At 70.6% G+C, this 23,468-nt stretch carries 23 protein-coding genes; 9 read left to right on the top strand and 14 right to left on the bottom strand.

Features of this window, described 5'->3' with window-relative positions; translation table 11 throughout:
- Positions 1–144: 144 nt before the first annotated feature.
- From ABT354_RS35870 to ABT354_RS35855, 4 genes are all read right to left on the bottom strand, one after another.
- Entirely contained in the window at positions 145–990 is an 846-nt protein-coding gene (locus tag ABT354_RS35870) for a hypothetical protein (RefSeq protein ID WP_351501795.1), read from the bottom strand.
- A 691-nt stretch (positions 991–1,681) separates the two neighbouring features.
- Complete coding sequence (locus ABT354_RS35865) at positions 1,682–1,987, bottom strand: AbrB/MazE/SpoVT family DNA-binding domain-containing protein (RefSeq protein ID WP_502983569.1); 306 nt, start codon at positions 1,985–1,987, stop codon at positions 1,682–1,684.
- A gap of 115 nt (positions 1,988–2,102) precedes the next feature.
- Positions 2,103–2,483, bottom strand: coding sequence for a hypothetical protein (locus ABT354_RS35860; protein ID WP_351501791.1), 381 nt, complete (start codon positions 2,481–2,483; stop codon positions 2,103–2,105).
- A 164-nt stretch (positions 2,484–2,647) separates the two neighbouring features.
- A complete protein-coding gene (locus tag ABT354_RS35855) occupies positions 2,648–3,064 on the bottom strand; it encodes a hypothetical protein (RefSeq protein ID WP_351501789.1) in 417 nt (138 codons plus the stop codon).
- A 118-nt stretch (positions 3,065–3,182) separates the two neighbouring features.
- Here ABT354_RS35855 and ABT354_RS35850 point away from each other — a divergent pair, with 118 nt between their 5' ends.
- Entirely contained in the window at positions 3,183–3,671 is a 489-nt protein-coding gene (locus ABT354_RS35850; protein ID WP_351501828.1) for a DUF4265 domain-containing protein, read from the top strand.
- A gap of 138 nt (positions 3,672–3,809) precedes the next feature.
- On the opposite strand, the gene ABT354_RS35845 is transcribed toward ABT354_RS35850, so the two are convergent.
- From ABT354_RS35845 to ABT354_RS35825, 5 genes are all read right to left on the bottom strand, one after another.
- Positions 3,810–3,947, bottom strand: a complete 138-nt coding sequence (locus tag ABT354_RS35845) for a hypothetical protein (protein ID WP_351501787.1) — start codon at positions 3,945–3,947, stop codon at positions 3,810–3,812.
- Positions 3,948–4,133: 186 nt separating this feature from the next.
- On the bottom strand, positions 4,134–4,670 hold the full coding sequence (locus ABT354_RS35840; protein WP_351501785.1) for a hypothetical protein: 537 nt from the start codon (positions 4,668–4,670) through the stop codon (positions 4,134–4,136).
- A gap of 1,345 nt (positions 4,671–6,015) precedes the next feature.
- Complete coding sequence (locus ABT354_RS35835; RefSeq protein WP_351501783.1) at positions 6,016–6,756, bottom strand: Type 1 glutamine amidotransferase-like domain-containing protein; 741 nt, start codon at positions 6,754–6,756, stop codon at positions 6,016–6,018.
- A 62-nt stretch (positions 6,757–6,818) separates the two neighbouring features.
- Positions 6,819–7,097 (bottom strand): hypothetical protein, encoded by a 279-nt coding sequence (locus ABT354_RS35830; protein ID WP_351501781.1) that lies wholly within the window; start codon positions 7,095–7,097, stop codon positions 6,819–6,821.
- Positions 7,098–8,193: 1,096 nt separating this feature from the next.
- Positions 8,194–8,730, bottom strand: a complete 537-nt coding sequence (locus ABT354_RS35825) for a phosphoribosyltransferase family protein (protein WP_351501779.1) — start codon at positions 8,728–8,730, stop codon at positions 8,194–8,196.
- 1,378 nt (positions 8,731–10,108) lie between these two features.
- Between ABT354_RS35825 and ABT354_RS35820 the strand changes: the two genes are divergently transcribed.
- Complete coding sequence (locus ABT354_RS35820) at positions 10,109–10,705, top strand: RNA polymerase sigma factor (RefSeq protein WP_351501777.1); 597 nt, start codon at positions 10,109–10,111, stop codon at positions 10,703–10,705.
- Complete coding sequence (locus ABT354_RS35815; protein ID WP_351501774.1) at positions 10,702–11,679, top strand: CU044_5270 family protein; 978 nt, start codon at positions 10,702–10,704, stop codon at positions 11,677–11,679. Before ABT354_RS35820 ends, ABT354_RS35815 begins: the two co-directional genes overlap by 4 nt.
- Before the next feature lie 925 nt (positions 11,680–12,604).
- On the opposite strand, the gene ABT354_RS35810 is transcribed toward ABT354_RS35815, so the two are convergent.
- The gene (locus ABT354_RS35810) at positions 12,605–12,766 is read right to left on the bottom strand and encodes a hypothetical protein (RefSeq protein ID WP_351501772.1); all 162 of its coding nucleotides are present in this window, start codon (positions 12,764–12,766) and stop codon (positions 12,605–12,607) included.
- Between the two features lie 187 nt (positions 12,767–12,953).
- Complete coding sequence (locus tag ABT354_RS35805) at positions 12,954–13,166, bottom strand: hypothetical protein (protein WP_351501830.1); 213 nt, start codon at positions 13,164–13,166, stop codon at positions 12,954–12,956.
- Here ABT354_RS35805 and ABT354_RS35800 point away from each other — a divergent pair.
- The 3 genes from ABT354_RS35800 to ABT354_RS35790 all read left to right on the top strand — a co-directional run bounded on the left by ABT354_RS35800 (position 13,096) and on the right by ABT354_RS35790 (position 14,952).
- Positions 13,096–13,596 carry a Tn3 family transposase gene (locus ABT354_RS35800; protein WP_351501770.1) on the top strand — a complete coding sequence of 167 codons (501 nt, stop codon included), beginning with the start codon at positions 13,096–13,098 and terminating at the stop codon, positions 13,594–13,596. The two genes, ABT354_RS35805 and ABT354_RS35800, sit on opposite strands and share 71 nt — an antisense overlap.
- A 164-nt stretch (positions 13,597–13,760) precedes the next feature.
- Positions 13,761–14,357, top strand: coding sequence for a hypothetical protein (locus ABT354_RS35795; protein WP_351501768.1), 597 nt, complete (start codon positions 13,761–13,763; stop codon positions 14,355–14,357).
- Positions 14,344–14,952: a Fic family protein gene (locus ABT354_RS35790; protein ID WP_351501766.1), complete on the top strand. Its 609-nt coding sequence runs from the start codon at positions 14,344–14,346 to the stop codon at positions 14,950–14,952. The genes ABT354_RS35795 and ABT354_RS35790 overlap by 14 nt, the downstream gene beginning before the upstream one ends.
- 369 nt (positions 14,953–15,321) lie before the next feature.
- Here the strand turns inward: ABT354_RS35790 and ABT354_RS35785 are convergent, their stop codons facing one another.
- The 3 genes from ABT354_RS35785 to ABT354_RS35775 form a co-directional block, all read right to left on the bottom strand.
- Positions 15,322–15,459 (bottom strand): hypothetical protein, encoded by a 138-nt coding sequence (locus tag ABT354_RS35785; RefSeq protein WP_351501764.1) that lies wholly within the window; start codon positions 15,457–15,459, stop codon positions 15,322–15,324.
- A 42-nt stretch (positions 15,460–15,501) separates the two neighbouring features.
- Complete coding sequence (locus ABT354_RS35780) at positions 15,502–15,807, bottom strand: hypothetical protein (protein WP_351501762.1); 306 nt, start codon at positions 15,805–15,807, stop codon at positions 15,502–15,504.
- A gap of 678 nt (positions 15,808–16,485) precedes the next feature.
- Positions 16,486–17,865: an NsdA family TPR-like regulatory protein gene (locus ABT354_RS35775; protein ID WP_351501760.1), complete on the bottom strand. Its 1,380-nt coding sequence runs from the start codon at positions 17,863–17,865 to the stop codon at positions 16,486–16,488.
- 537 nt (positions 17,866–18,402) lie between these two features.
- Between ABT354_RS35775 and ABT354_RS35770 the strand changes: the two genes are divergently transcribed.
- The 3 genes from ABT354_RS35770 to ABT354_RS35760 all read left to right on the top strand — a co-directional run bounded on the left by ABT354_RS35770 (position 18,403) and on the right by ABT354_RS35760 (position 22,983).
- Complete coding sequence (locus ABT354_RS35770) at positions 18,403–20,463, top strand: asparagine synthase-related protein (RefSeq protein WP_351501759.1); 2,061 nt, start codon at positions 18,403–18,405, stop codon at positions 20,461–20,463.
- Entirely contained in the window at positions 20,460–20,885 is a 426-nt protein-coding gene (locus ABT354_RS35765; protein ID WP_351501757.1) for a lasso peptide biosynthesis B2 protein, read from the top strand. The genes ABT354_RS35770 and ABT354_RS35765 overlap by 4 nt, the downstream gene beginning before the upstream one ends.
- 142 nt (positions 20,886–21,027) lie before the next feature.
- Positions 21,028–22,983 carry an ABC transporter ATP-binding protein gene (locus ABT354_RS35760; protein ID WP_351501755.1) on the top strand — a complete coding sequence of 652 codons (1,956 nt, stop codon included), beginning with the start codon at positions 21,028–21,030 and terminating at the stop codon, positions 22,981–22,983.
- Positions 22,984–23,468: the final 485 nt, after the last annotated feature.

Below are 23,468 nucleotides of genomic sequence, written 5' to 3'. Positions count from 1 at the left end.
GGCGGGACATCAGGCTGCGCCCACCGCCGATGGAGCAACAACTGCCGTTGCCATAACGGCAACACGCCTCTTATGGCGAGTCCGGCCGTGGGAGTGCGCTCGCATGTTGAGGTGTCGCGTATTCCGGACTGATGCGGGCCGCCGTCACTCTGCGTTAACCGCGGATGGGTGCTCAGCAGACCCGACGCCGTAGTAGAAGGGCGAGGGCCCGTCGATCCCCGCCCGCTGCAGAAACAGCCCCTCGTAGTGCTGCAGCAGCTCCATGCCGAAGTCGACCTCCGGGGCCGCCCCGTCCTCCTTAAAACTGCCGAGAAGAAGCTGCGTCCAGTGCTGCTCGACAGCTGCCCACACCACCAGGTGCGAGGGCGCGAAGAACACCCACACGGCGTCGACCTCGTCTGGCAGCATCGGGGCAGTCAAGGTGTGCGCGATCACCGGGTCGAGACATCCCACGTAGGGCCGGTCGAAAAAGTGGGACACGATAAACACCACCCGCGCCCTGTCGGGCGATGACTTGTCCCGCAACTGCTTCGCGGCCTTGGCGATCATTGGCTGGGCCGCCTCGACGACATCGTTCGCTGACACGACCGTCGACCAATGAGTGTTTGGCGCCTCACCTCGTTTCAGTGCCCGCAAGGCCGCCGCGTTGTGCTCGCGGAAGCCACCGGGTATCGACTTCACCTCGAAGTCAGCGAACTCGACACCGTTGCGGCCGATCAGCGAAGACAGCACGTCGCTGTCCGAGTCCGCCACGCGGTAGACAAGATCCACGCCACCGTGGACGTCTACGGCGACCGGCACGATGCCGAGATAGGCGGTCGTCAGCATCGCCGCGAGATGCTGGCCTGCGGCCAGCTTCAACTTCTTCAGGCCGTCCGCCGGTACGTGCGTCGGGAGCGCCTCCGTTGCCCAGTCCATCACTTCGTAGGTGATGACCATGACGTGAGTGCCAGTGACTCCGTCGATGGTCTTGGCGCTGTCATGGCTCATGGGCGCGAGTGTGGCAGCACCGTGACGCGGTCGCGACGGGTTTCGGGACCAACTGGTAGGCCCACATGTTGAGGCATCGCTTCTTCCTCCGGGGTGACGGAAGCCCTGTCAGCGTGTGTGGTCGCCGGGGGCATATCGGCTCCAGGTTCCGCCAGCCTCGGTCACCAGGCGGGTGGCGGTCTTGCCGTGGTAGCCGAGTGCTTTCGCGATGACGGGGCCGGGGCTTGGAGGACTAGCTGACGGATCGCGGAGGTCCTGCCGCGCTGTGGAGGGACGCCGATCTCACGCAGATGGACTTGCAGGCTGACCGGGTTCATCGGCTGTCCGGGCTGACGGCCGGGGAAGAGCCACTGTGAGCTCCTACTGCTGGCGTAGGGCAGGTGTTGCCGGGACTGGATGTAGGCCCGCATCAAGTCGGCGACGGGCTCCGGCAGTGGTGACGGCGGGTCTCCCAGTTGGACGGTGCCGGTGGTTTCGTCGTCGGTGATGTCGTCGATGGTGAGGCGGACGATGCGGCTGACGGGTTGCGCGTAGAGGAGAACGAGCGCGGCGGCGACCCGGGCCCGCAGGGGCAAGGAGTCGTCGTTGAGGACCCGGCGGAGGATCGCGACCGGCGAGCCAGGCGAGCACCGCCCCCGCGGTGAGCACCAGCCGGGTGTCGTCCTGGTACACCCGGCGGCCTGTACCCGGATCACGCTCTGGCAGCGGCTGAAGAACCGGCCCGAGCCTCGCGGCCGGCTCCTCGGTCTCCGGCGGAGTCGGCGCCGCGGCCGCCGCCGTACAGCTGAGCCGGTCCGGCGGGCAGATGGTCCGCCAGGAGCGCGGCGGCGTACTTCTCACGCATCCGGTTCCGGAACGCCCACAGCGGCTCGACGACGAGGGTGCCGTCCGCCTCGGTGCGCAGCGCGACGACCGCGCCCTGGGTGATGCGCATGGCGCGCTGGACCTGGGCGGGCAGGATCAGCCGCCCGCGCTGGCCGACACGGGCGGTGGTGATGGCGGTCTCCCGGTTCTCCGTCCCGGCACCGTAGCCCCGGACGCCAAGCCGGTGAGCAGATTCCGGAATTGCTCACCTCTCCAAGCCAAGGCCACAAGGATCCGGCCGGTGGTCCTCAGCCCGCGAGGCCGCCGCGTTCGAGGGCGGCCTTCAGCGGGAGGCAGCGGCCGCAGGTCCGCCGGCTGCACACCAGTGCCCCGAGGCGCTGTTCCCGGTCGCGGCTCTTCCAGCGCTCCTGGTAGCAGTAGAGGTCCGGGCCCGGCTGGGGCAGCAGCCCGGTCAGCCGTCGGCTCAGCGACCTTGCCTCCTTCAGTACACCGGGCTCCGGAGGACCAAAGTGGAGCAGCGACACCAGCCGCACCGACGCCCGCTGGCTCTCGACGAACTGGGGCAGCTCTTCCAAGGGCACCCCCGGGCCCCGTACAGCGTCCGCCGCGTCGACCTCCGCCTTCCAGTCCTCCGCACCTGGGCGTTCCCGCCACCAGTTCCCGTACATGCCGTGCTCCTCCGCTCCGACGCCGACCGTGCGAGTCCCCGTTGTAGACCCGGCTGGCGCCGTACCCCCTGCACCAACACCCGCCTCTCCCCCACCCGGCCCCTCCATTCCAGAACGCCTCCGCCCCCGGCCTACCGGCGCCGGAGGTCGCAGTTTCCTCTTCCTCAGCGGGCAGCGATCTCCCTACAGGGCGCGCGCTGCGGCTCCATGAAGCCCGGGAACGGCACCATGCTGATCTCGGCGCAGACGCAGGCGCCGCAGCCCGCGCACGGACGGCACACCCGCCGCTTGTTCCCCGTCGGCAGGGGGCCCGGATGCACCCGCCACATCGGCTCCCGGTTCCGCACCACGTGGTCGACCCGGCTGGGCACGCCGTACTCGACCAGCTCCCCCGCCAGCAACTGAACCTCCGCCGCCGCCTCGTCGGCCAGGCCGACGAGGACGGGCAGCTCCTGGAGCAGCTCCTCCTCCCGGCTCTCGCGGCTGAAGGTGCTGGCGAGCTTGGCCAGGAGCACCGCGTACAGCAGACGGGCCCGGGGAGACAGCCGGACATCCAGCACCGTCGCCGAGTCGCCGATCATGCTCGGCAGGGGTGTTCACGAGTGAGGCTGATCAGGGGCAATGCGACGCGTTGAAGATCGCTTCCCGTCCGTGAGGTGATCGTTCCCCGTGATGCCGATGGCTGTGGATGATGATGCGATGACGAGCGTCAGTGATGGCCACGTGAAGGTCCACTTCCGAATGGACATAGATGAGGGCGGCTGGCCGCCTGCGAGTGTCGAGAGCCTGTGGGCTGTGGATCTCGGTGATGGCACGGTGCGGTTGGACAACACGCCCTGGTTCGTCCGCGGGGTGGCCTGCGGGGACGTCCTCCGTGTGGAGCCCGATGAGGAAGGTGTGCGCTGGGCGGGGGCCACGGTCCGGGCTTCGGAGCACTGCACGATCAGGTTGATCGTGCTGAAGGACGGCGGCTCCGCCGCCGCCCGTCAGAGCGTGCTGAACATTTTCCACGGGCTCGGTGCGGCGGGTGAGGGAATCGACCGGTTCCGGATGGTCGCCCTGGACGTCCCGCCTCTTGCGGATCTTCCGAAGATCCGCAGGCTCCTGGTCCACGGTGAGGCAAAGGATTGGTGGCACTGGGAGGAGGGGTGCGTCACCGCCGCGTGGAAGGCCCTTGCCGCAGCGTGAACTGACCGGGGACACATCGGTGACGGGGCTGGCGGGGACCGTCTTCGGAAGTGGCGATATGCCCCGAGAGGGGCGGTGAGGGCGATCAGGCCGCGCTCGGTCATGATCATGACGATCGCCCCGCCGAGCCCGAGCGGCTCACGCCCGTCGCGCCGTACGACGGTGGTGGTGCGCCGCTTCGGATTCCTGGTTGGCGGCGCCGTTCTTCTTCGCCGCTTCCCGGGCCGCGACCAGGGCCTGGCGGGCGAGGTCGACACCGCTCAGCCCGGTGGTCATGCGATCACCGCCCCGGTGGCGTCGCCGTCCAGCGGACGCGCGGTGAGCGCGGGCAGCCGGTCCGCCCACGACGCGGCCTGCTTGGTCCGGTACGCCGGCATGCTTTCGCTCGCTCTGATGCCGAGCCGCTTCCGTGCTGGCGGGGCGGGTCACCTGCTCACGTGAGCAGGTGACCCGTCTGCGGACCTACCCCCGTTCGGGCGGAGTGATTCCGGCTGGCGTGGGGTCTAGGGCGGCTTGGGTGGCGTTGCGGATCTGGTCGGCGGTGGCGATGTCGCCGAGGAGGTCCCGGCGCCAGGTGATGACCTGGTGGGTGTGGAATCCGTACCAGCCGGGCCCGCCCGAGGTCCAGGCCAGGCGCTTGTCCCGCGCGGTGAGGGAGTCGAGTTCCGCGGCAACGTCCTCGCGGGGCAGATACGGGGCCGAGGTGAGGGCGGCGGGCCGTCCCTCGCTGGTCGTCCAGGCCATCGGATGGTCACGCCAGCCGCAGCCGTAGGAGTCCCCGTCCCAGCAGTCCCGGTCGCCGGTCATCGGGTCGCGGCGGCATACCCGGTGAGCGGGTCGGGTGAGCCAGCGTGTGCAGCACGGTTCCCGGCGGGAGGACTTGAGCCCGTAGTGCTCGGCCCAGGACACGAGGGTGGACCGGGCGACAGCCAGACGAGTGAGAGCGGTGGCCAGGCGCTCGGGGTCCTTCCGTACCGCGCGGACCACACCATCGTCCAAGCCGTACGGCCAGGCAACGGCCCCCCGTTCGTACCGGCTGGCGCCGAGCCGGGCACGACCGACCCGGTCGACATCATGAGGGTCCAGGATCAGCTCGGGAAAGTCCGGGCGTGATGGTAGGTCCCGGGGTTCGCCGCGATCGATAGTGTCGTACCGGACACCTGGGACTCGGTCCTCGGGCCAGGGCGCGGCACCGATGTCCCGGGCGCGGTGACGGACACCGGCCTGGGCACGTTCCGCGTGCATGAACCCGTACTCGGGCGCGGCAACCGGGTCACGGCCGCTCCGGGCCAGGAGGCGGTTGATCCGGTCGCGCCGGCTCTGCTTGCGGGGAGCGTGACACGGTTGGCGGGCCTCGGCGTCACACCGGGGGCACGGGAGGTGCCAGGCGTACTCGGTGAACACAGGGATGGGGATCGGGGTGGGGGTGTCGGGCACAGGTCCTCCAGCGCAGGGTCGGCCGTGCCGGCCACCGGCGTTGGCGGGCTCGCCAGAGACTGGCCGCAGTCAAGCCCACCACGGCGGCGACCTCCGGCAGGTGACCGGCACGGACTGGTTTCCCCGGTCGGCGGCATCCGTTTGCGCGGCGGCGCCAGTTGGAGCAGACACCGCCCATCGACGGGACAAGTTCGGGCGAGGTCGTCACCGACGCGTTGCTCCTGTGGTGCTGGGCCGGGGATGACCGTACGGCTGTCGAAGATTCGATCACGCCCGCCGGGGCGGCACCCTCCAGCGCTGCGGAGCAGGCAAGCTCCATGGGACCAGTTCCCCGCAGGAGCCCGAGGCGGGTGGGAACCGAACCGGTCGGCGGAGGCGGCTGTCGGCACCGGACTCCGTAGTCGCGACGCCGCGCCTCGGGCCGGAGAGCACATACAAGGACTGCTCCGATCCGTGCGGGGCGAGGCAGCCCTGTACTCGGTGGCGGGGAAGGCGTCCCCGGGAGCGCTGCTCATGAACGTGAGGTTCATGAGCAGCGTCTGGGATCCGGTCAGGTGGGTCGTAGGAGTTCGACAACAACGCCCCTGCCGGTGGGGTAGTACGAGCGACCCCTGCGCAGGCGGGGCGGACACCCGGCCGGTGAGGACTGGCCCCGGGAGCGAGGGACGACCCCTGCGCGGGCGGGGAAGACCCTTTGTGACCTGGGGCGTTGTCACGTGATCATGCTGTTTTCCTTTACCTGCCTTCGCGCGGACTCCTTCGCCGTGGGGCTTCTGCTGAGCGAACCGTATCTGCCGGGGCCGGGTCTGTGTCGCCGGTTCGCCGGGACCGGAATCAGGAGCATCTGGTGCCGGATCTTCGGGGTGATTCCCGGCCGGACGGTCGGGATTGTGGGTGGGGATGCGGGTCATCCTCGGTGGGCGGGCAGCCTGCGGGGCTCGATGCGTTCCTCCACGGCTCTGTTCCCGTCACGTGTGACCAGATAGGCGCCGCGTCCCGGTATTTCTGTCACGGCCTCCACCAGCTCGGTTCCGCGGTAGACCAGACCGACTCCGTCGTCCGTGCAGTGGGCCGTCGGCAGGGTGCCTTCAGCCACAAGCCGGTGCGTCAGCGGACGTCGGCCCTCGTCCGAGTTGTAGTGGACACCGTTGCTGTACGGCAGGAACCCGAGCGCGTTCGTGACCGGGCGCAGCTCTGGTCCGAACGAGTCGGTGGGGCCTCCCTGGAACCAGCAGAGGGATCCCGCGCTGACGCCGCTGAGTACGACGCCGGCCTGCCATGCCTTGTGCATGATGTGGTCCAGGCCGTGCGCTCTCCAGACCGCGAGCAGGTTGACCACGGAGCCTCCCATGACCCAGACCACGTCGTGGTCGAGGACGGTGCCCTCGACGTCCTCCACGTTGGGCATGGGGAACAGGTGGAGAGGCGTCAGATCGAATCCCGCTACCCGGGCAGCCTCGGCCATACGGGCGGTGAAGTGCTCGGCGTCTCCGATGGCGGTGCCGACGTACAGGATGCGCGGGCGTCGGCCATGGACTCCGGAGAGGTCGATCGCATGATGTACCAGGGCGTCGAACACCACCCTGGTACGGCCTCCGATCCGGTGTCCTCCGGAGGTCGCGACGATGGTCGGTTCCGCTGCCGTCATGGTCATGATCGTATCGATGGCATGGTGGTGAACTCGGGGCGCCCCCGGTTGAAGGACACCTACTAAATGTCGCGGACCGCGAGCAGTTCGACGGCTGCCCCGGACGACTCCAGCAGCGGTGCAGCGGCAGCACGCCGGGGATCCGCCCGGTAGGCAGCGAGATCCTCGCTGTTGGGAAAGGTTATGAGGTGGGCCTCGACCTGATCGTCCAGAGTGCGAAGTCGGCGCTCAAGACGCCCTCCATGCTCGGCAAGAAGGGGCAGGACAGCCCTTTCATAAGCGTCGAAGGCGCCCAAGCCCCCTTCAGGCAGCCGCGCGAGCATCAAGTAGGTGACGGCCATGGCTCCTTCATAGCGCTCTGTAACCGGTGGTCTTCTGAGCCTAGCTGGAGTCCACGCCCTCAACGCCGGCCAAGCGGCCGCCTATCCGCGCGACCTCTTACTTGCATCTGGTCGGACCTCTCCTGGGGAGGTCTGCTGTGGGCACGGTATCTGCCGGGCTGCGTCTGCGTCGCCGGTTCACCCGAAGCCGGACCAGCTGATGCCGGACCGTCGTACCGGGCGGACGGGGACGACGCCAAAGTGGACAGCCCGGCGACCGAGCGCCTCCCGCAAACCCGGAGGCCACGATCTTGAGAGCCCCAGCACCCACACCCATGGCGAGTCCGACGAAGGGCCGGCCATGGCGCGCTGGTCGCGCAGAGGGATCGAGCCCGCGCAGGCAGGAGGCGACCAAGGGTTGCGGTCACTTGCGGTTCCCCCGAGCTACGCCTGCGCGGGCGGGGCGGATGCGGCTGGACCATGTCGCCGCCGCCCGGCTGAGCGAGCTACCCCTGCGCGGGCGGGGGCGGGTTCGCTGCGGAGTTCGGCGGCGCGGGCTCGGCGTGGACGACCCCTGCGCGGGCGGGGCGGGTGGGACGTGGGCCCGATGCTACCGCCCGAGCGGCGGACGACCCCTGCGCGGGCGGGGCGGGTACTTCGTGAGCTGCGGTGTTGTCACGTGATCATGGAGTTTTCCTTTACCTGCATCCGGTCGGTCCTTTCCCGCGGAGGCCTGCTGTGAGCACGGTATCTGCCGGGGCTGCCTCTGCGCCGCCGGTTCACCCGAAGCCGAACCAGCTGATGCCGGAATGCCGTACCGGGCGGACGGGGACGACGCCAAACGGGAAAGCCTGCCGGCCGAGCGCCTCCCGCAAACCCGGAGGCCACGATCTTGAGGGACGCGACTCCTTCCAGGCCAGGAATCCCCGAGCTCGGTGGGTGGCCGTCGGCCACAGAACGGTGGCGGTCCTGAGGCGGCCTCGTCCGGATCAATGAGGAGGGCGACCAGACGAACATCATGACGGGCACCGCCTGGGGCGACATCAACGTCACCGGTCCGGTGAACTGCGCAAAACTGCCTCAAGTTCGAGATCGGTTCGAAGTTGGGAGGCTGAGCTCAGGACTCGCACGGAGGAAGTTCTTGCGCAGTCAACAGCCCCCGAATGGCGCCGAGGGGGTTCCTCGGCGCACCGGTGAGCTGATCAACGATGACGCTGCAGCCCACCCAGGTGGATCCGCACTCCTCGACCATGCTCTTGACGGCCGCAGCCTGGCTTCCGGTCTCGATCCAGTCGTCAACCAGCAGAACCCGGTCTTCCGGTCCCAGCGAGGACCGCTGAAGTCGCAGCGTATGACGAAGGCGTCGGTAGTCGGGAGACGACTGACGCACCACTTTGTCGCCTGGGAAGAGACCCTCGCCCTTCCGGATGGGAACGAAACCGACGCCGAGCTCGACGGCCGCGGCACCGCCGAGAAGGAACCCCCGCGACTCGATCCCGCAGACTGCTGTGATCTGCTCATCCCTGAACGGTTCGACAAGACCGGCGACTACCGTGGCCAGTGCCCTGGCATCCCGAAAGATCGCCCACACATCCGCGTGACCACCGATCCACTGGAAGTGCTCAAGCGCCAGGGCACGTGCAGTCGTAAGCATGAGCGGAAGTCTTCCGATCGCCGAACAACACAGCAAACCATTAACGACCGCCCAGGCATCCTGGCTCTCACGACATCAACCTGAGTCCGTAGACAAAGAACAAGCTGAGGCCAGCACGAGCTACCCCTGCGCGGGCGGGGCGGATGATGACCCAGCTCCCCCCCCCCCCGGGCAGTTTCCTGGGACGACCCCTGCGCGGGCGGGGCGGATCTCCCGCTCGTTGTGCTCGACCCAGGCCCGCGCGGACGACCCCTGCGCGGGCGGGGCGGATGCCGTCGGGCCGGTCCAGAAAGTCCGCGCCGGGGGACGACCCCTGCGCGGGCGGGGCGGATCCTTCGTGAGCTGCGGCGTTGTCACGTGATCATGCTGTTTTCGTTTACCTGCATCCGGACGAGTCCTTCCCCGTGGTCGTCTGCTGAGCGCACCGTATCTGCCGGGGGCAGCTCGGCGCCGGTGGTTCACCGAACCGGACAGGTGGCGCCGGAGCTTCATACCAGGCCCCAGGCCAGGAGCGACGACTCCCTCACGACGGCGGTGCCGGTGAGCTGCTCCGACACAGCCGGGAATGATGACCTCGAGACCTTCAACACCCACGGCCAGGTCGGGCACGCCCTCGGTGGGGCGGACCAGGGCGCCGAAGATCGAGCCCCGGACCCCAGGAACGACCCCCAGGGCTGGGAGGTCACCGTTGTCCAAGGATCCCGGCCCGACCGAGCCCTGCCGGGGCTGCATCCCCTGCGCGCTTCCCTCAGAGTGGGACGTTCCCCGACGGCCGGTCCTGGCCCGAGAGGCGAGCGGCTTTCCGGAGGACATCGTGGCCGGCCATGCCGTCGACTCCTCGACGGGTTCGGCCCCACCACGACGCTCCTGAGCGAACCAGCCCGCGCGGGGAGAACAACCAGCTACGGGATGTCCGTAGCTGGCTGTCCCCGTGGGCGGGCCCTGCGCAGGCACAGACGGGTCATCACAGGGGCCTGCGGCCCGGCCCCTCGACGAGTCAATCGTGTGGGAAGTTGACGAGTACGGCTGACCAGCAGCGTACGGTGCCCGGCCGGAACGGGTCCCGTGCGGCTGGTGATTCTTTTGACTCAGGGCGAATCCTGTGGCGGTACGACGGGAGCGGCACCGACGGCTTCAGGGCGCGGGCGAAGCTCGCCGCGAACTGGAGCTCGTCATACAACGTCGTCGCCGGCGGCGCCAGAGGGGACATGATCTCGGACACCTTGGGCACGGTGCGCGACACCGTTACACGAAGTGGGCCACAGCCCGTCTCCATCCACGAAGCCAGGCGTGAACCCGTTTGCCGCGGATCGGCAAGTACAGGTGTGAACACCCGCCATCCCGACACTCACCGACCCCACCGACGGACGGACAGTCCATGACCGACTCGGCCGGCGGCGACGCCGATCTCATCGCGGCCTCACTCGCCGAACCCGAGTGTTTCGCGGCGCTCTTCGAGCGTCACGCCCCGGCGATCCACCAGTACGTCGCCCGACGACTGGGCCGGGACGCAGCCGACGACGTCACCGCCGAAACGTTTTTGACGGCCTTTCGGATACGGGCCCGGTTCGACCCGGCCCGCGCCGGCGCGCGGCCCTGGCTGTACGGCATCGCCGCCAAGCAGATCGGCCGACAGCGCCGGGAGGAGGTCAGGGCACTGAAGCTGCTCGCCCGCACCGGCCACGACCCGGTCGCCGACACCTGGACCGATTCCGCCGACGACCGCCTGGCCGCCGAGGCCGCCGCCCGCCCACTGGCCGGGGCACTGGCCCGCCTCTCCACGGGTGACCGGCACGTCCTGCTGCTCTTCGCCTGGGCCGACCTCAGCTACCAGGAGATCGCCGAAGCCCTCGACATTCCCGTCGGCACCGTCCGCTCCCGCCTCAACCGCGCCCGCCGCAAGCTGCGCACCGCAACCGGCGCGGCCGGCGGCCCCCTCATCGAAGCTCGCATACACGAAGGTGACCCCGCATGAACGAGCTCTCCGAAATCCGCGACCTGCGCGCCGGCGTCCCCCTTCCCGACGCCGACCGGCTCACCGCGCCTCGGGCCCGGCTCACCGCAGCCTTCCGGCAGGAGACCCGCCGAGGACGGGCAGCTCTTCCCCGGCGCCGCATGGTCCTGGTCGGCGTCGCCGCCGCAGGGGCCCTCGCCGTGACCGCCGGGATCGTCGCGATCCTGCCCGAGGACAGCCCCCGCACCTCCGCCGGGAAGCGCCCCCAGGTGCTGTCTGCGGGAGCCTCCGCCGACACTCTCGAACTGGCCGCCGCGACCGTCGAGAAGCACGACAGCACCGAACCAGGCCCTAAGCAGTGGGTGTACGAGAAGAGCACCTTCTTCGTCCGGGGCAAGCCGCAGAGCAGCGAGGAGTGGACCCGCTGGGACGGCACCGGACATGCCAGTCTGCCCGGCATCCCCAGGGCCGGTGACATCTCGGACTTCGACCCGGACGAGCTCCAGGTCTGGTACGGCCCCAACCAGGAGGAGAAGTGGAAGCGGGAGGGGTACGACGACCGCTCCCAGCGGCAGTTCTACCGCTTCCTCGCCACCCTGCCGAGCGACCCCGACCGCATGATGAAGCGCATCCGCGAGGAGCACGCCATCGGCTCCATCAGCGGGGAGTCGCGCGCACAGCGCGACTGGCGGGAGATCGATGTCCTGTACCGGTCGGTGCTGATCCCGCCGAACGTCCAGGCAGGCCTGTTCCGGGCTCTCGCGAAGATCCCCGGCACTCGGGTGACGACCGGTGTCAAGGACCCGCTCGGCCGCGCGGCGATCGCCGTGAGCGTGCACTACGCCGAGAAGACATCCTCGGGCTGGCAGGGCAAACAAGAGATCCTCTTCGACCCCGAGAGCTACGCCTACCTCGGGCAGACCCGCGACGACGGAGAGATGGTCAGCGCCCGCGCCGCCTGGGGCGTCGTCAACAAACCCGGCGCCCGCCCCTGAGTACCCGCGAGAGGCGCCCGGTGCCATACCGGGAGCCTCTCGCCGTCATACGACCGCTCCGGGGCCGCCGCGTCCATAGCCTCACGGGTAAGTACACCCCGGACCGCCACCACAGCCTGTGGGCGCGGCTGGTCCAAGTGGGTCTGGCCAACAGCACTGCCGTGATCGCCCCGCTCGGCCACCACTCGCACGTCGCGGTCCACAACGGCGTCGCCCACGTATCCGGTCAGCTCCCGCTGCCACGGAGACGGCACCCCCGCAGCGACGGAGCCGTTCGACACCCAGGTGCGGATGGTCCTGCACAACTCGACAACTGCTTGGCCGCAATCGGCACGGATTGGCGACCACTTGATCTCGGTGACCATATACGTCACCAACATCACCCAGTGGCCCGAGTTCTACTCGAGCCATGCCCATGGCTCGGCTCACACCCCGGCCCGCCCGCGCAGTCGCCGACGTGCGGAGCCCGCACTACGGTGCCACCGTCGAAATCCAGGCCGTCGCTGCTGGGGTGGTCCGCCCGGTCGACGTGCGAAGGGCTCCCGGGCGGACTCCACCGCCCACACTGCCCCGATCCGCACGCGCAGTCTCGCCAGCGGCACCGTTACATGAGCCGAACGAGTACACCGGACGGCCGCTGTGCCCAGCCATCGCACTCCCCAGGGATCTGGTGTGAGATCTGCGCCTCCCAGTGCCCGCGCTCGCTCGATCAGCGCGATACTGAGCCTCCATCGTCACGGCCGGTGGACGTTCCCGGCGGTAATCACCACGGGTGCGATGTACGAGCGCCGGACGGCCGTCTCGGCGTGTACGCGAGGTCGGGCCCCGACCCGGACGCGTCGCCCGGCTGGCGCCCTACACGGTCACCGGGCTCAGCCACGGTGAGGAGCATCTGAACGTTGCGCGAAATCCTTCGGTGGGCTGTCTACGCTCCGTTCCTGGTGCGGGAGATGGTGGTGCGCCGTCCAGTGTCCGGGCTCGGCACGGCGGATGTCGCCCGGGTGACGAGCACCTTGGTCTCCACAGGCGGGAACTGGTAGTCCGGGCAGAGCATCCCGTGCCGCCAGGTCTGGCCGGCGGTGTGCACGGCCTACGGGTTCGGCGAGAAGTTCGAGCGGCTCCTTGAGATGCCCAGGGCGGGGGGTGGTTCCAGAGCCGGTCCTCGGGGCTCTGCCCGATCACAGTGTCCGTGGTCTCGTTCCAGGCGTGAGCGCCGGCGGGCGCGGGCCGGGCGCCGATCGCCCACGCGACACGGTGGCCGCGCAGCACACCAGTCAGTAGCGGGCGACGGACTCCTCCGGACAGGCCGCGTGGGCCGGCAAGGCACGGGCCGCCCAGCGGACGGCGAACAGCACGTTGGCCCGGGCCGGGGTGGCCAGCCGTCCGTACGGGAGGCGAGCGAGGAAGCGGCCCGCGGTGAGAGGAACGCGGACGGGAGTGCAGCGCAGCAGGCCCAGGGCGGCGGCGAGCGCGACGGTGGCAACCACTCGATCGACCGCCGGGAGGGGCCTGGTCGGGGAGGACTGCGCACACCGAGATGGTGGCGGTGGCTGGGGGGGGGGCTCCCCGCGCGGCCTGGCCCTGAGCGCTGTAGTCCTGTGGAACAGCCTCTACCTGGACCGGGCGGCCAAGCATCTGGCTGCCGACGGCTTCCCCGTCACCGACGACCTCCTCGCCCACCTCTCACCACCGCAGTTCGACCACATTAACTTCCTCGGCCGGTACGCGTTCTTCCGCCCGGCCGGGGCCGGGCTCCGGCCCCTGCGCGAACCATCGGTCGGCGACGATGAGAGCGGGCTACAGGTTCTGTACGGATGGCCGTACGGGGTGGGGTCCGAAAACCATTCGCGATGGCAGGGGCTACGAGCCGAGACTCGTAGGCCGATCACATCGAACAGGAAGAGTGGCCAGCCCTGACGTACAACCGTGACACCCTGCCCTTCCCCGACAACCGCGTGCCTCACGTCACCTACGAGGACATTCGGAACTGGGACGAATTCGACCCGGCTCGTCACCCGTTCGCCTGGGATGAGACCGAAGACGCTCGTCTCCGCTCGCTGGTCCGCGCGTGGGTGCCGCCCGTGCTCTCCGGCATGGCCGGCTGGTGGCAGGGCGAACGTTGGTGTGAGAGCCAGGTAGACGCGGTTCTTCGGGAGCGATACGGCACCTGGGCGTGGGGATGGAGCTGGTGCTATCGCGACGGCGGGCCCATCGGCAACTGGGTCAGCGGGCCGGGCTCGGTGACGACTCCCGACGAGACCGCAGCACGCGTCGTAGCCGCGCTGCGGGAGTGGCGGGAGTGGCTGGAGCGGACGGCCCAGCGCTTCGCCGAGCTGGCGCCGCCGCCGGACGCCTCACCCGAGGATCGCAGCTGGCACCTGGAACGGGCCTGCGCCCGGCTCGTGACCCACGCGCTGGACTCGGGCGCGGACAATGCCTGGCGCGGCCAGACCTCGATCGTCCTGGGCTGGTTCCTCACCAGCACTGGCATGGACCGGGCCCAAGCCGCGCAAGCAGTGGAGAAGGCGATCGGTGGCCGGTTCAAGAGCTGGGTCTACCCGGAGCGGACGCTGATCGAATCCGTCGGCGAGGACCTCGCCGTCGGCCTTACCGGCCACACCCCGTACCAGGACCATCGTGAGAGGGCGGCACTGGAGGAACTCCATGACCGCTACTGACAGCCTTTCAATCTGGCTGCGCGTGCGCCGCGAGGTCGACTGGCAATGTGCACCGGCCCTACAGCGGGTCCCGCCCGACCGTGATGGGTTCCGGTCCTGGTGCGAGGGGCCGGTGCGTCGGCGCGACCCGGTTCGCGCCGAGCGTCTGCTCGCCGCATACGCCTTGGCCCGAGAAGATGCCGCACGCCGCGCCCCGCTGGACTTCGCCCTGCTGGCCGGTTGGCAGCGCGAAGTCCTTGGTGCACCAGAGGCACCGTTCCGCGTGAGCGACGCCTATGCGAAGGCCGGCCGCGAGCGCTACGGCCTGACTCCGCGCACCCAAGCCGATTTTGATTCCTGCCTGCGCGAGACAAACGACCCGGACATCCCGCCGGCGGCCCGCGCGGCCCGCGCCTACCTCGATGTGGCGTTCTTCCACCCCTTCACTGATGGCAATGCCCGCGCCGCGCTTTTGACCTTGGTCCATGTTCTGACCCGGGAGGGCATCGTCCTTCCTGAGGTCGGTCCCCTCCAGACCACCCGCTACGCGGATGACCCGGCCGGCGCCGGCGACCTTGCCGCTCTCATCGGAGTGCTCAACCGCCGCCGACAATAAAGTGTCCGGGCGGGCGTACCGACAACTTCGCCGGCGTCGGTGGTCGAGACCTGGCCCCGGGGACGACCCCGGGCCAGAGGCCACCGCGCTCGAAGCACTTCGAACCAGTGCATTGGTGGCGCACCCACCGGCGCTCCCCGCCAGGCCCCTGCGCAGGCGGGGCGGGTGGGCGCCATTTCGAGTGGTGGAAGGGTCAGAGCGGACGACCCCTGCGCGGGTGGGGCGGATGGGGCCACTGGGCTCCAGGTCCTCCGCGACCGATTGGACGGGTAGGCCCCTGCAGTCAACTGGCTTGTCAGGCCGGCGGTGGGGCGAGGTCCGGCCGCCGAGGACAGGGTCGCCGGGTCCCGGGCCGGTATCCAGCGAGTGTCAGCCGAGCACCAGTACGAGAAGGATCCTGAGGAGGATCAGTGCGGACAGCAGTGTCCCGGCCCTGAGCATGCCGCTGTCCGTGCGACGCCGGAGCAGGGAGGCTCCGCGCCAGGTTCCGTAAGTGGTCAGGGCCAAGGACGCGAGCAGGAGGACGAGGTACAGCGCGCTCGGCCAGTTTTACGGTACGGCGGCGTTGGCGACATACAGCAGGACCGGCGCGAGGACCCCCAGGAGCCAAACCCTCCGTACCTCGGCCGCGGGCGGGTGTGTCCGGGCGGGCCGGGTCAGCAGCCCGGCGAAGTCCGGATCGGCCCGGAGCTCGTCGGCCAGTACGGAGACGACGATCCCCGCCGAGCCTTCCGAGGGCTCCTCCTGGAGCCGGGTCAACGCGGCGGCGCCCAGGGCGGTCCGGCCCAGCCGCCCCCATACCAACTCCTGTACGAACGCCCTCTGGCCGGCCGCCATCCCCACAGGCGCTGTCATGATCCGCACCGCCGAAACGGCCAACTCCCGATCCCACACAGGCAGTTCCCGCCTCTGCCCATCAGCGTAGAGACTCCACGCACCGACGAACAGAGCACTGTCGTCCGTGCGCCCCCGCGCGGGGCCACAGTGCGGGAGAGCGACCCCTGCGCGGGCGGGGCAGACACTTCGTGAGCTGCGGCGTTGTTACGTGATCATGCCGTTTTCGTTTACCTGCATCTAGGCGAACCTTCACCGTGGAGGTTCTGCTGAGCGCACGGTATCTGTCGGAGCTGTGCCAGCGGGGTCGGTTCGTCGGAACCGGAGCATCTGGTGTCAGCGCCTTGTACCGGGCGGCCGGGCCGGCCTCGCTATCAGTCGGCCTGGCAGCCGCATTCGACGGACCCTGCTGGCTTCGGCGCCTCGACCAGGACGACCACAGCCTTGGCGGGTGGACCAGGGCGTCGGTGGTCGAGCCTTGGCCCGGGGTCGACCCCGGGCCAGAGGCCACCGCGCTCAAAACACTTCGAACCAGCTCATCGGTGGCACACCCGCCGGCCCTGCCCTGTGCGGGCGGGACGGACCTTTCTGGGGGCCCTCTCCCGTCGTTGCCCGGGGCAGGCGGCCGACCACGTCCTGAGTAGGGTCGGGCCGGTGGACGGTGAGGCTCCCGGGAGCGTGTCTGCGCCGTGTGTGGCTCTACTGCGGTGGGGCGGGTGGCCGGCTCGATTGACCGAGGAAGTCGTTGACGGCGGGTATGTGCCGGTGCGGTGTGAGGTGGTCGCGTACCTGGTGGAGGGCGGCGGTGCTGCGGGGGGAGTCGATGCCGTCGATGGCGGCGAGGATCCGGTGGCCGGTGTCGAGGGCGGCGTCGATGTCGCCGATGGCGATGTGGGCCGCGGTGTGGCGGGCCTGGTAGATCACGGTTCCGCGGAGCTCGCGCTCGGGGTCGTAGGGGTCGTGGTGGGTGACGGCCGCGTCGAAGTGCGCGAGTGCTTTCTTCGGTGTGTGGAGGGCGAGGGCGGTGCTGGCAGCGACCTGGTGGAGCTCGCCCGCTGTGATCCAGTAGAGGGAGGGGAGGTCGGCTTCGGGGGTGTCGGCGTGGGTGTAGGCGGCGAAGGCGGCGTCGATCCGCCGCCAGGCGGCGCGGTGGTCTCCGGCCGTGGAGTGGGCTCGGGCGGCGCGGGCGTGGAGCATGGCCAGCGCGCGGGGTGAGGTGATGGTGCGGCGATGGGAGAGGGCGCCGTCGATGAGATGGAGGGCTCCGGTGGGGTCACCGTTGCTGTAGCGGAGGTTGGCCCAGAAGGCGAGGGTGACGGCCCCGCGGGTGGTATCGCCCGCCGAGGCCGCGGCTCTGAGAGAGGTGAGGAAGTGACGTTCGGCGGCGCGGTGGTGGCCGGTGTCGTAGGCGCACCATCCGGCGATGCGGGCGGCTTCCGCTGCGGCGGATAAGAGGCGGCAGCCGGTTTCCCCGGTGTAGGAGGCATTTTTCAGGAGGCCGGTGATGAGGCGGAGCTCGACGAGGGCGGCGTCGTGGACGTGGTGGGCGCCGAGTTCGTCGTCGAGGCGGCGCAGGGCGTCGAGGCGAGTCTCGAAGAGATCGGCGGACTGGTGTCCGACGCGTCGGTTGCGGCCTGTGGTGGCGAGGGCCGGTTCGGCGGTGCTCCACTGGGCTACGGCTGCGGCCAGGGTGCTGGACGTGGCGATCAGAACGCCGCGACGGTCCACAGGGCCTCCCACTTCCGTCAGTAGGGTGACCGTACCCTCCGCGGTCCACGGTGATTCCAGGTAGGGCCGGTCGTCGTCGAGGGCGAGGTGGAGGAAGTCCGGCCATCCGCAGCGGTGGACGTCGGCCTCGGGAATGCCGTGGAGACTGGCGATGGCCAGCAGGGCGGTGCGGTCGGGGGTGACGCCGTCGCGGGTCCAGCGGGTGACCTTCTCCCGGCGGCAGGCCATGGCCCCGAAGTCGAGGGCGCGGTGCCGGTCGGCGACCCGGTGGAGCCAGGCACCGGCGGTCGTGCCGTCACGGGCGATCAGCGCGGTGAGCGGATGCAGGTGGTCGATGGTGAGCACGGACACATAGCCTCCCGGGAGCCGGATTCCCTCCGGACCCTTTCCTCCTACCGCGTGCGGGGCCGGTGGGGAAGACCCCGCCTCGGGGAAGCAACACGAGGCAACAGGAGGCAACGCGGAGCAACAGCGCTCCCCTTCACGGGGATCGGGCACTTCCGGGACAGTGAGGGCACGCCGCAGCCCGCGCACCGGCCGGATGCCGGAGCACGAGCAGGCTGCGCTCCACGATCCGGATGAGATCTCCCTTTTGGAGGAAGTGCCATGTCCACGTCCATCAGTTCTTCCGTACAGCTGGCCGAGCCGGGGGTGACGATCACCTCCCCGGTCCCCGTCTTCGGCCTTCCGGCCCGGCGTCAGCGCTGAGGAGTCCACGCTGGGGCAGCAGAACTTCAACGATGCCGACACCGGCGGGACCAACTACTTCGAGAGCTCCAACTGACACAGCGCGTCCTTGTCCGGGCGGGCCGGTGAACCACCGGCCCGCCCGGGTCCGTCTCCGCAGCGAAGAGAACAGGGGTGGGGCTCGTGCAGGAGGGGTGGCTCATGGGCGGGAGGCCGCCGGATGCCGGGCGGGGTACGGGCAACCGCCTGGACGGCGTGCCCGGTGTCCGTATCGGGCAGCGAGGGCGGATCGCCCTCCTGGCGGGGGACCGGGTCCGGGTGGCCGTGACCGCTGATCCCGGGACCATCGGCACGCTCCGCGAGGCGTTGCTGGACACGGCCGGCAACGGCCGGTGGGCTGAGTTGGCCGCTCTCGCAGGCGAGGCCGGGGGCGGCTGGGTGCTCGCGCACCGAGGCGAGGAGTTGTTCGTGTGCGGGGACCTGTCCGGAGCGCACCCGGTCTTCTACGCCCCGACGGGGTCCGGGGTCGTGTGGTCCACGAGTATCGGGAGGCTCGCCGGTGAGGTCGGCGCCGCTGTCGACCTCTCGATGGTGGCGGCGCAGATGGCGGTGGGGCCGGAGCACTGGCCCGGGCGGACTCTGTATGAGGGCATCCGGGCCGTGCCCGGCGGATACGGGTTGTTCCTGGCCCCGGGGCGGCTGGAGCTGGTGGATGTGCGCGGCCCGCAGGCGCATCTGTCCCTGGCCGAGGGGGCGCCGGCGTTCGGCGAGGCACTGCGGGACGCAGTCCGTGCCCGGATGAGCATGGCGGGCGGCCGGGCGGGCGTGGACATCTCCGGTGGGCTGGACTCCTCGGCGGTGGCGATCCTGGCCGCCGGACACGGGGAGATCTGCGCCGTCACGTATCACGATCCGTACTGCAGCGCCGAGGACCTGGAGTACGCGCGACGCGTGGCGGCGTATGTCGGGGTGCCGCTCCAGGTCGGTGAGGGCGCGGCGGACGAGCTGCCGTTCACCTGGTCGGCGGGGCAGCCGGTGACGGAGCGGCCGGCGGCGATGAGTCTGGTGATGGGCCAGCAGCGGCTGTATCTGGGGCCGGTCGCGGGGTGGCCGGTGCATTTATCCGGGCATGGGGGTGATGTGGTGCTGGATTCGTGCAGCGCGGGGTTCACCGCCTTGGTGCAGTCGGGGCGGCGGCGGGAGGCGCGGCGGGAGGTGACCATGTGGGCCCGGGGGCGTAACCGCTCGCCGCAGCAGGCATGGCGGGCGGTGGTGCGGGCGGCGGATCTGGGGCACGCCGGTTCCCTGCGGGAGACCGCGACGGCCATCCGCCGGTCCGTGCCGGGTTCGTTCCCGGTGCCGGCGCCGTGGTGGCAGTGGTGCCGCGTAGCTCCGTTCACCGGTTGGCTCACCGGCGAGGGCCGGGACCGGGTGGCAGCACTGGTGGAGGAGGCCGCCTCGGGCCTGGTGGAGGAGCGGGCGGATGTCGCGGCGCAGTGGGACGCGCTGCGGATGATCGGCGCCGACTGCCGGGACACCCTTCCACTGGCCGCGAGCTGGGGCATCCGCCCCGCACACCCTTACCTGGACGACCGGGTCGCACGGGCGGCGTTCGCCATCGACCCCCTTCAGCGGCGCAGCGTCACCACCTTCAAGCCGCTGCTGGCCGCCGCGATCCCGGAGATACCGGTGTGGCTGGCGGGCAACGTCGAAGGGCTCGTTCTCCCGGCAGCTCATCGCCGGTGCGCGGCGGCGGGAGCGGGAGCTCGCCGACCTGATCACCGCCAGCCCGTTTGTCACGGGCGGTCTGGTGGACGCCTCCCGGGCCGTGGCGGCGCTCGCCGGTCTCGGCGGGCACGGATCGCTCGCGTTGTTCAGTGTGCAGCGGCTGGTGATGGCGTGTCACTGGCTCGCCGCCCGCGAGGACCACGAGGGTGCCGGGCGTGGGGCGGTGGTCGCGTGCTGACCCCGGACCGCGGGGTGCACTGGGCCCGGATACCGGGGGCGACGGCCGTTCTGAGCCTGCGGACCGACACCTGGTGGATCCTCGACGGTGCGATGGCCCGGATCTGGGACGCCGCGGTCGAGGGAGAGGACCTGGACGTCTTGGCCGAGGAGCTGACCGGCCCCGGCGGCGACCCGGCGGCGACGCGCGCGGCCGTCGGCGCCGGGCTCGACCAGATACGGTCCGCGGGTCTTCTCACCGCCAGCGTCCGCAAGAAGCCGGGGCGCCGTGCTTCGTGGTGGGGGTGGCGGCGGTGACGCGGGTGCTCGTCGTGCCCGAGCGGTCGCGGTGGCCGCTGCGGCTGACCGCCGCCCTGGCCCTGACCCTGGTGGTCGCCGTCCGGGTGCTTCCGCCAGGCTGGCGAATCAGGGCCCGCATCGCGCTGGCCCGTACCGCCCGGCCCCTCCCGCCCGCCGGTGCGGCGCGCGTCAAGGCCGTGCACCGCGCGGTTACGGCCTGCCGGCTGGGGTGGTGGCGGGGGCAGATCGACTGCAAGGACCGGGCGGCGGCCACCGTGCTGGCCACCGCTCTGACCGGCCGTCGCTGCCGCCTCGTCCACGGAGCCCGCGCGCTCCCGTCCGGCTTCCACTCCTGGGCCGAGACCCTCGACGGAACACCGGTCGGCACCGAGGAGGACAACGGCGGCGACCACCCGTGGACCGCCGTCCACCGCACCTGAACCCCTACTGGAAGTTCACCCGAACGAGTGGAATCACCCGCTCGGCGAGGTGACCCCACAGGCCCCGAGAGCAGCCACAACGCAGCAGCCGGGCAAGGGAATTGATTTGATCGCCCTTCGGCGGGGATCCTTCGATGGAGCCGTGAATCCCACGACTCCCCTCCCCGCCCAGACCCCAGCCGCGCCCACCCCCACCGCCCCGGCCGCCGGGGCGGGCGCGCCGCCGGTGATGCGGCTGAAGGAAGACACACACGAGACCCGCAAAGCCACGGTGACCGCCCGGGCGATTGCGGCCCGGTTGCCGGGTGCGCTCGCCCGGGCCTGGCGCCTGGGCTGGTACGCCGACCGGCGCTGTGTCCTGTTCCTGCTGGCCGGAACCCTCGCCTGTGCGGTGCTCACCGCGGCCGCGCTGCGGGCGACCGCCGACCTCCTCGCCCACCTCCTCGCCCCGGGCAGCGCAGCAGGGCGTCTTCAGGACGCGGCCCCGGCGCTGATCGTCGTCACCGCCGCGACCGGCCTCGCCTACCTCGCGGACGCCGGCACCCGCCTCGCCGCCACCCGCCTCGCCCCCCAGGTCCACCGCGAGGCCGACCTCGCCGTCATCACCGCCTCCACCCGCGCCGAACTCGGCGCCTACCACGACCCCGCATTCGACAAGACGAGGTTCGCCGCGACCGAGGGCGCCAAGAAGAGCGGCGAACTCGTCCACGGCGCGCAGGGCTTCATCTCCGCGGCCGCGCAGCTCGCCGCCGCCACCACCGTGGTCGCCGCCCTGAACGCCATGCTGCTGCCCGTGATGCTCCTGGCCGTCGTCCCCCGGGTGTGGGGGGCGGTGAAAGCGGCGCAGATCCAGCACGCCACCGCCCACCGCAATCTCGCCGACAGCCGGCTCCGCGGAGTCCTGGCCCAGTACGCCACCGACGGCTCCACCGCCCCGGAAGTCCGCGCCTACACCATGGACACCTTCCTCCTCGACCAGTACCGGGCGACTTCCCGCCGCCTGGAGGCCGAGCAGTACACCGGCGCGCGGCGCGGTGCGCTCGCCCAGGGCACCGGCGACCTCCTCGCCGCCGTCGCCACGGCCGCCGTCTGGGGGTGCATTGTGTTCCTGATGCTGAACGGGCACATGAGCGTGGCCGCCGCCGCGACCACCGTCCTGGCCGTCCGCACCGCGAACAGCGCCCTCACCGGCAGCGTCCGGGCGTCGGCGTCCCTGTTCACCACCGGCCTCTACGTCAGCGACTGGGCCGCCTTCGTCGACACAGCCCCCGCCTGGGCCATGAACCGCGGCACACTCCCCGCCCCACCGCACGGCCCGGACGTGATCGAAGCCCGCGGCCTCACCTTCACCTACCCCCGCGCCACCACCCCCGCCGTCGACACGGTCGATCTGACCATCCGGCGCGGCGAGGTCATCGCCCTCGTCGGCGAGAACGGTTCCGGCAAATCCACCCTCGCCCGCCTTCTTACCGGCCTGATCCTCCCCACCCACGGCACCGTCACCTGGGACGGACACCCCACCACCGATCTCGACCCCAACAGCCTGTGGCAGACCATCGCCCTCGTCCCCCAGGACTACACCCGCTGGTCCCTCACCGCCCGCCAGAACATCACCCTCGGCCAGCCCCACCCCCACGGTGACCCGGCCGTCCACGAAGCCGCCCGCAACGCCGGCGCCGACACCGTCCTCGCTCAGCTCCCCGACGGCCTCGACACATCCCTCGCCCGCTCCTGGTGGGGCGGCCACGACCTCTCCGGCGGCCAGTGGCAGCGCCTCGCCGTCGCCCGCGGCTTCCACAAGGACGCGCCCGTCGTCGTCATGGACGAACCCACCTCCGCCCTCGACGCCCGCGCCGAACACCAGCTCTTCACCCGCCTGCGTACCCTCGCCCACGGCCGCGCGGCCACCCTGTTCATCACCCACCGCCTCGCCAACGCCGCCGTCGCCGACCGCGTCATCGTCCTCCATAACGGGCAAATCACCGAAACCGGCACCTACGGCCAGCTCCTCGCCGCAGGCGGCCGATTCGCCGAACTCAAGCACCTCCAGGACCGCCGCGCCGTCACAGCGGACGCCGTTGCAGGTTCCGCGTTTTGATGGACAACAGGAGACGCAATACCGCCGCCCAGCGTGGTCTTGCCGTTCGAACGACCCTGCGCGGGCGGGGCGGATGCGTTCCGGGCCCCCGCTGTGTACGGGGTGGTGGAGCTACCCCTGCGCGGGCGGGGCGGATGGCCGCCAGCCAGCGCAGCGCGCCCGTCTTGAGGGACTACCCCTGCGCGGGCGGGGCGGATTCCTTGGCCGAGCGGCGGACATCGTCCACCTTCGGACTACCCCTGCGCGGGCGGGGCGGATCGGCCCGCAGTGACCGCAGGTGACTGGCTCCCGGGACTACCCCTGCGCGGGCGGGGCGGATGACCTCGGCCATGGCGTCCATCCGGTCGGCGTCGGACTACCCCTGCGCGGGCGGGGCGGATACTTCGTGACCTGCGGCGTTGTCACGTGATCATGAAGTTTTCCTTTACCTGCATCCGGTCGGCCCTTTCCCGTGGAGGTCTGCTGCGAGCACGGTATCTGCCGGG

The sequence above is a fragment of the Streptomyces sp. NPDC000594 genome (assembly GCF_040299965.1).
In the GTDB taxonomy this organism is placed as follows: domain Bacteria; phylum Actinomycetota; class Actinomycetes; order Streptomycetales; family Streptomycetaceae; genus Streptomyces.
Note: the sequence above shows the minus strand (reverse complement) of the source record. Positions and strands in the feature narration are given on the sequence as shown.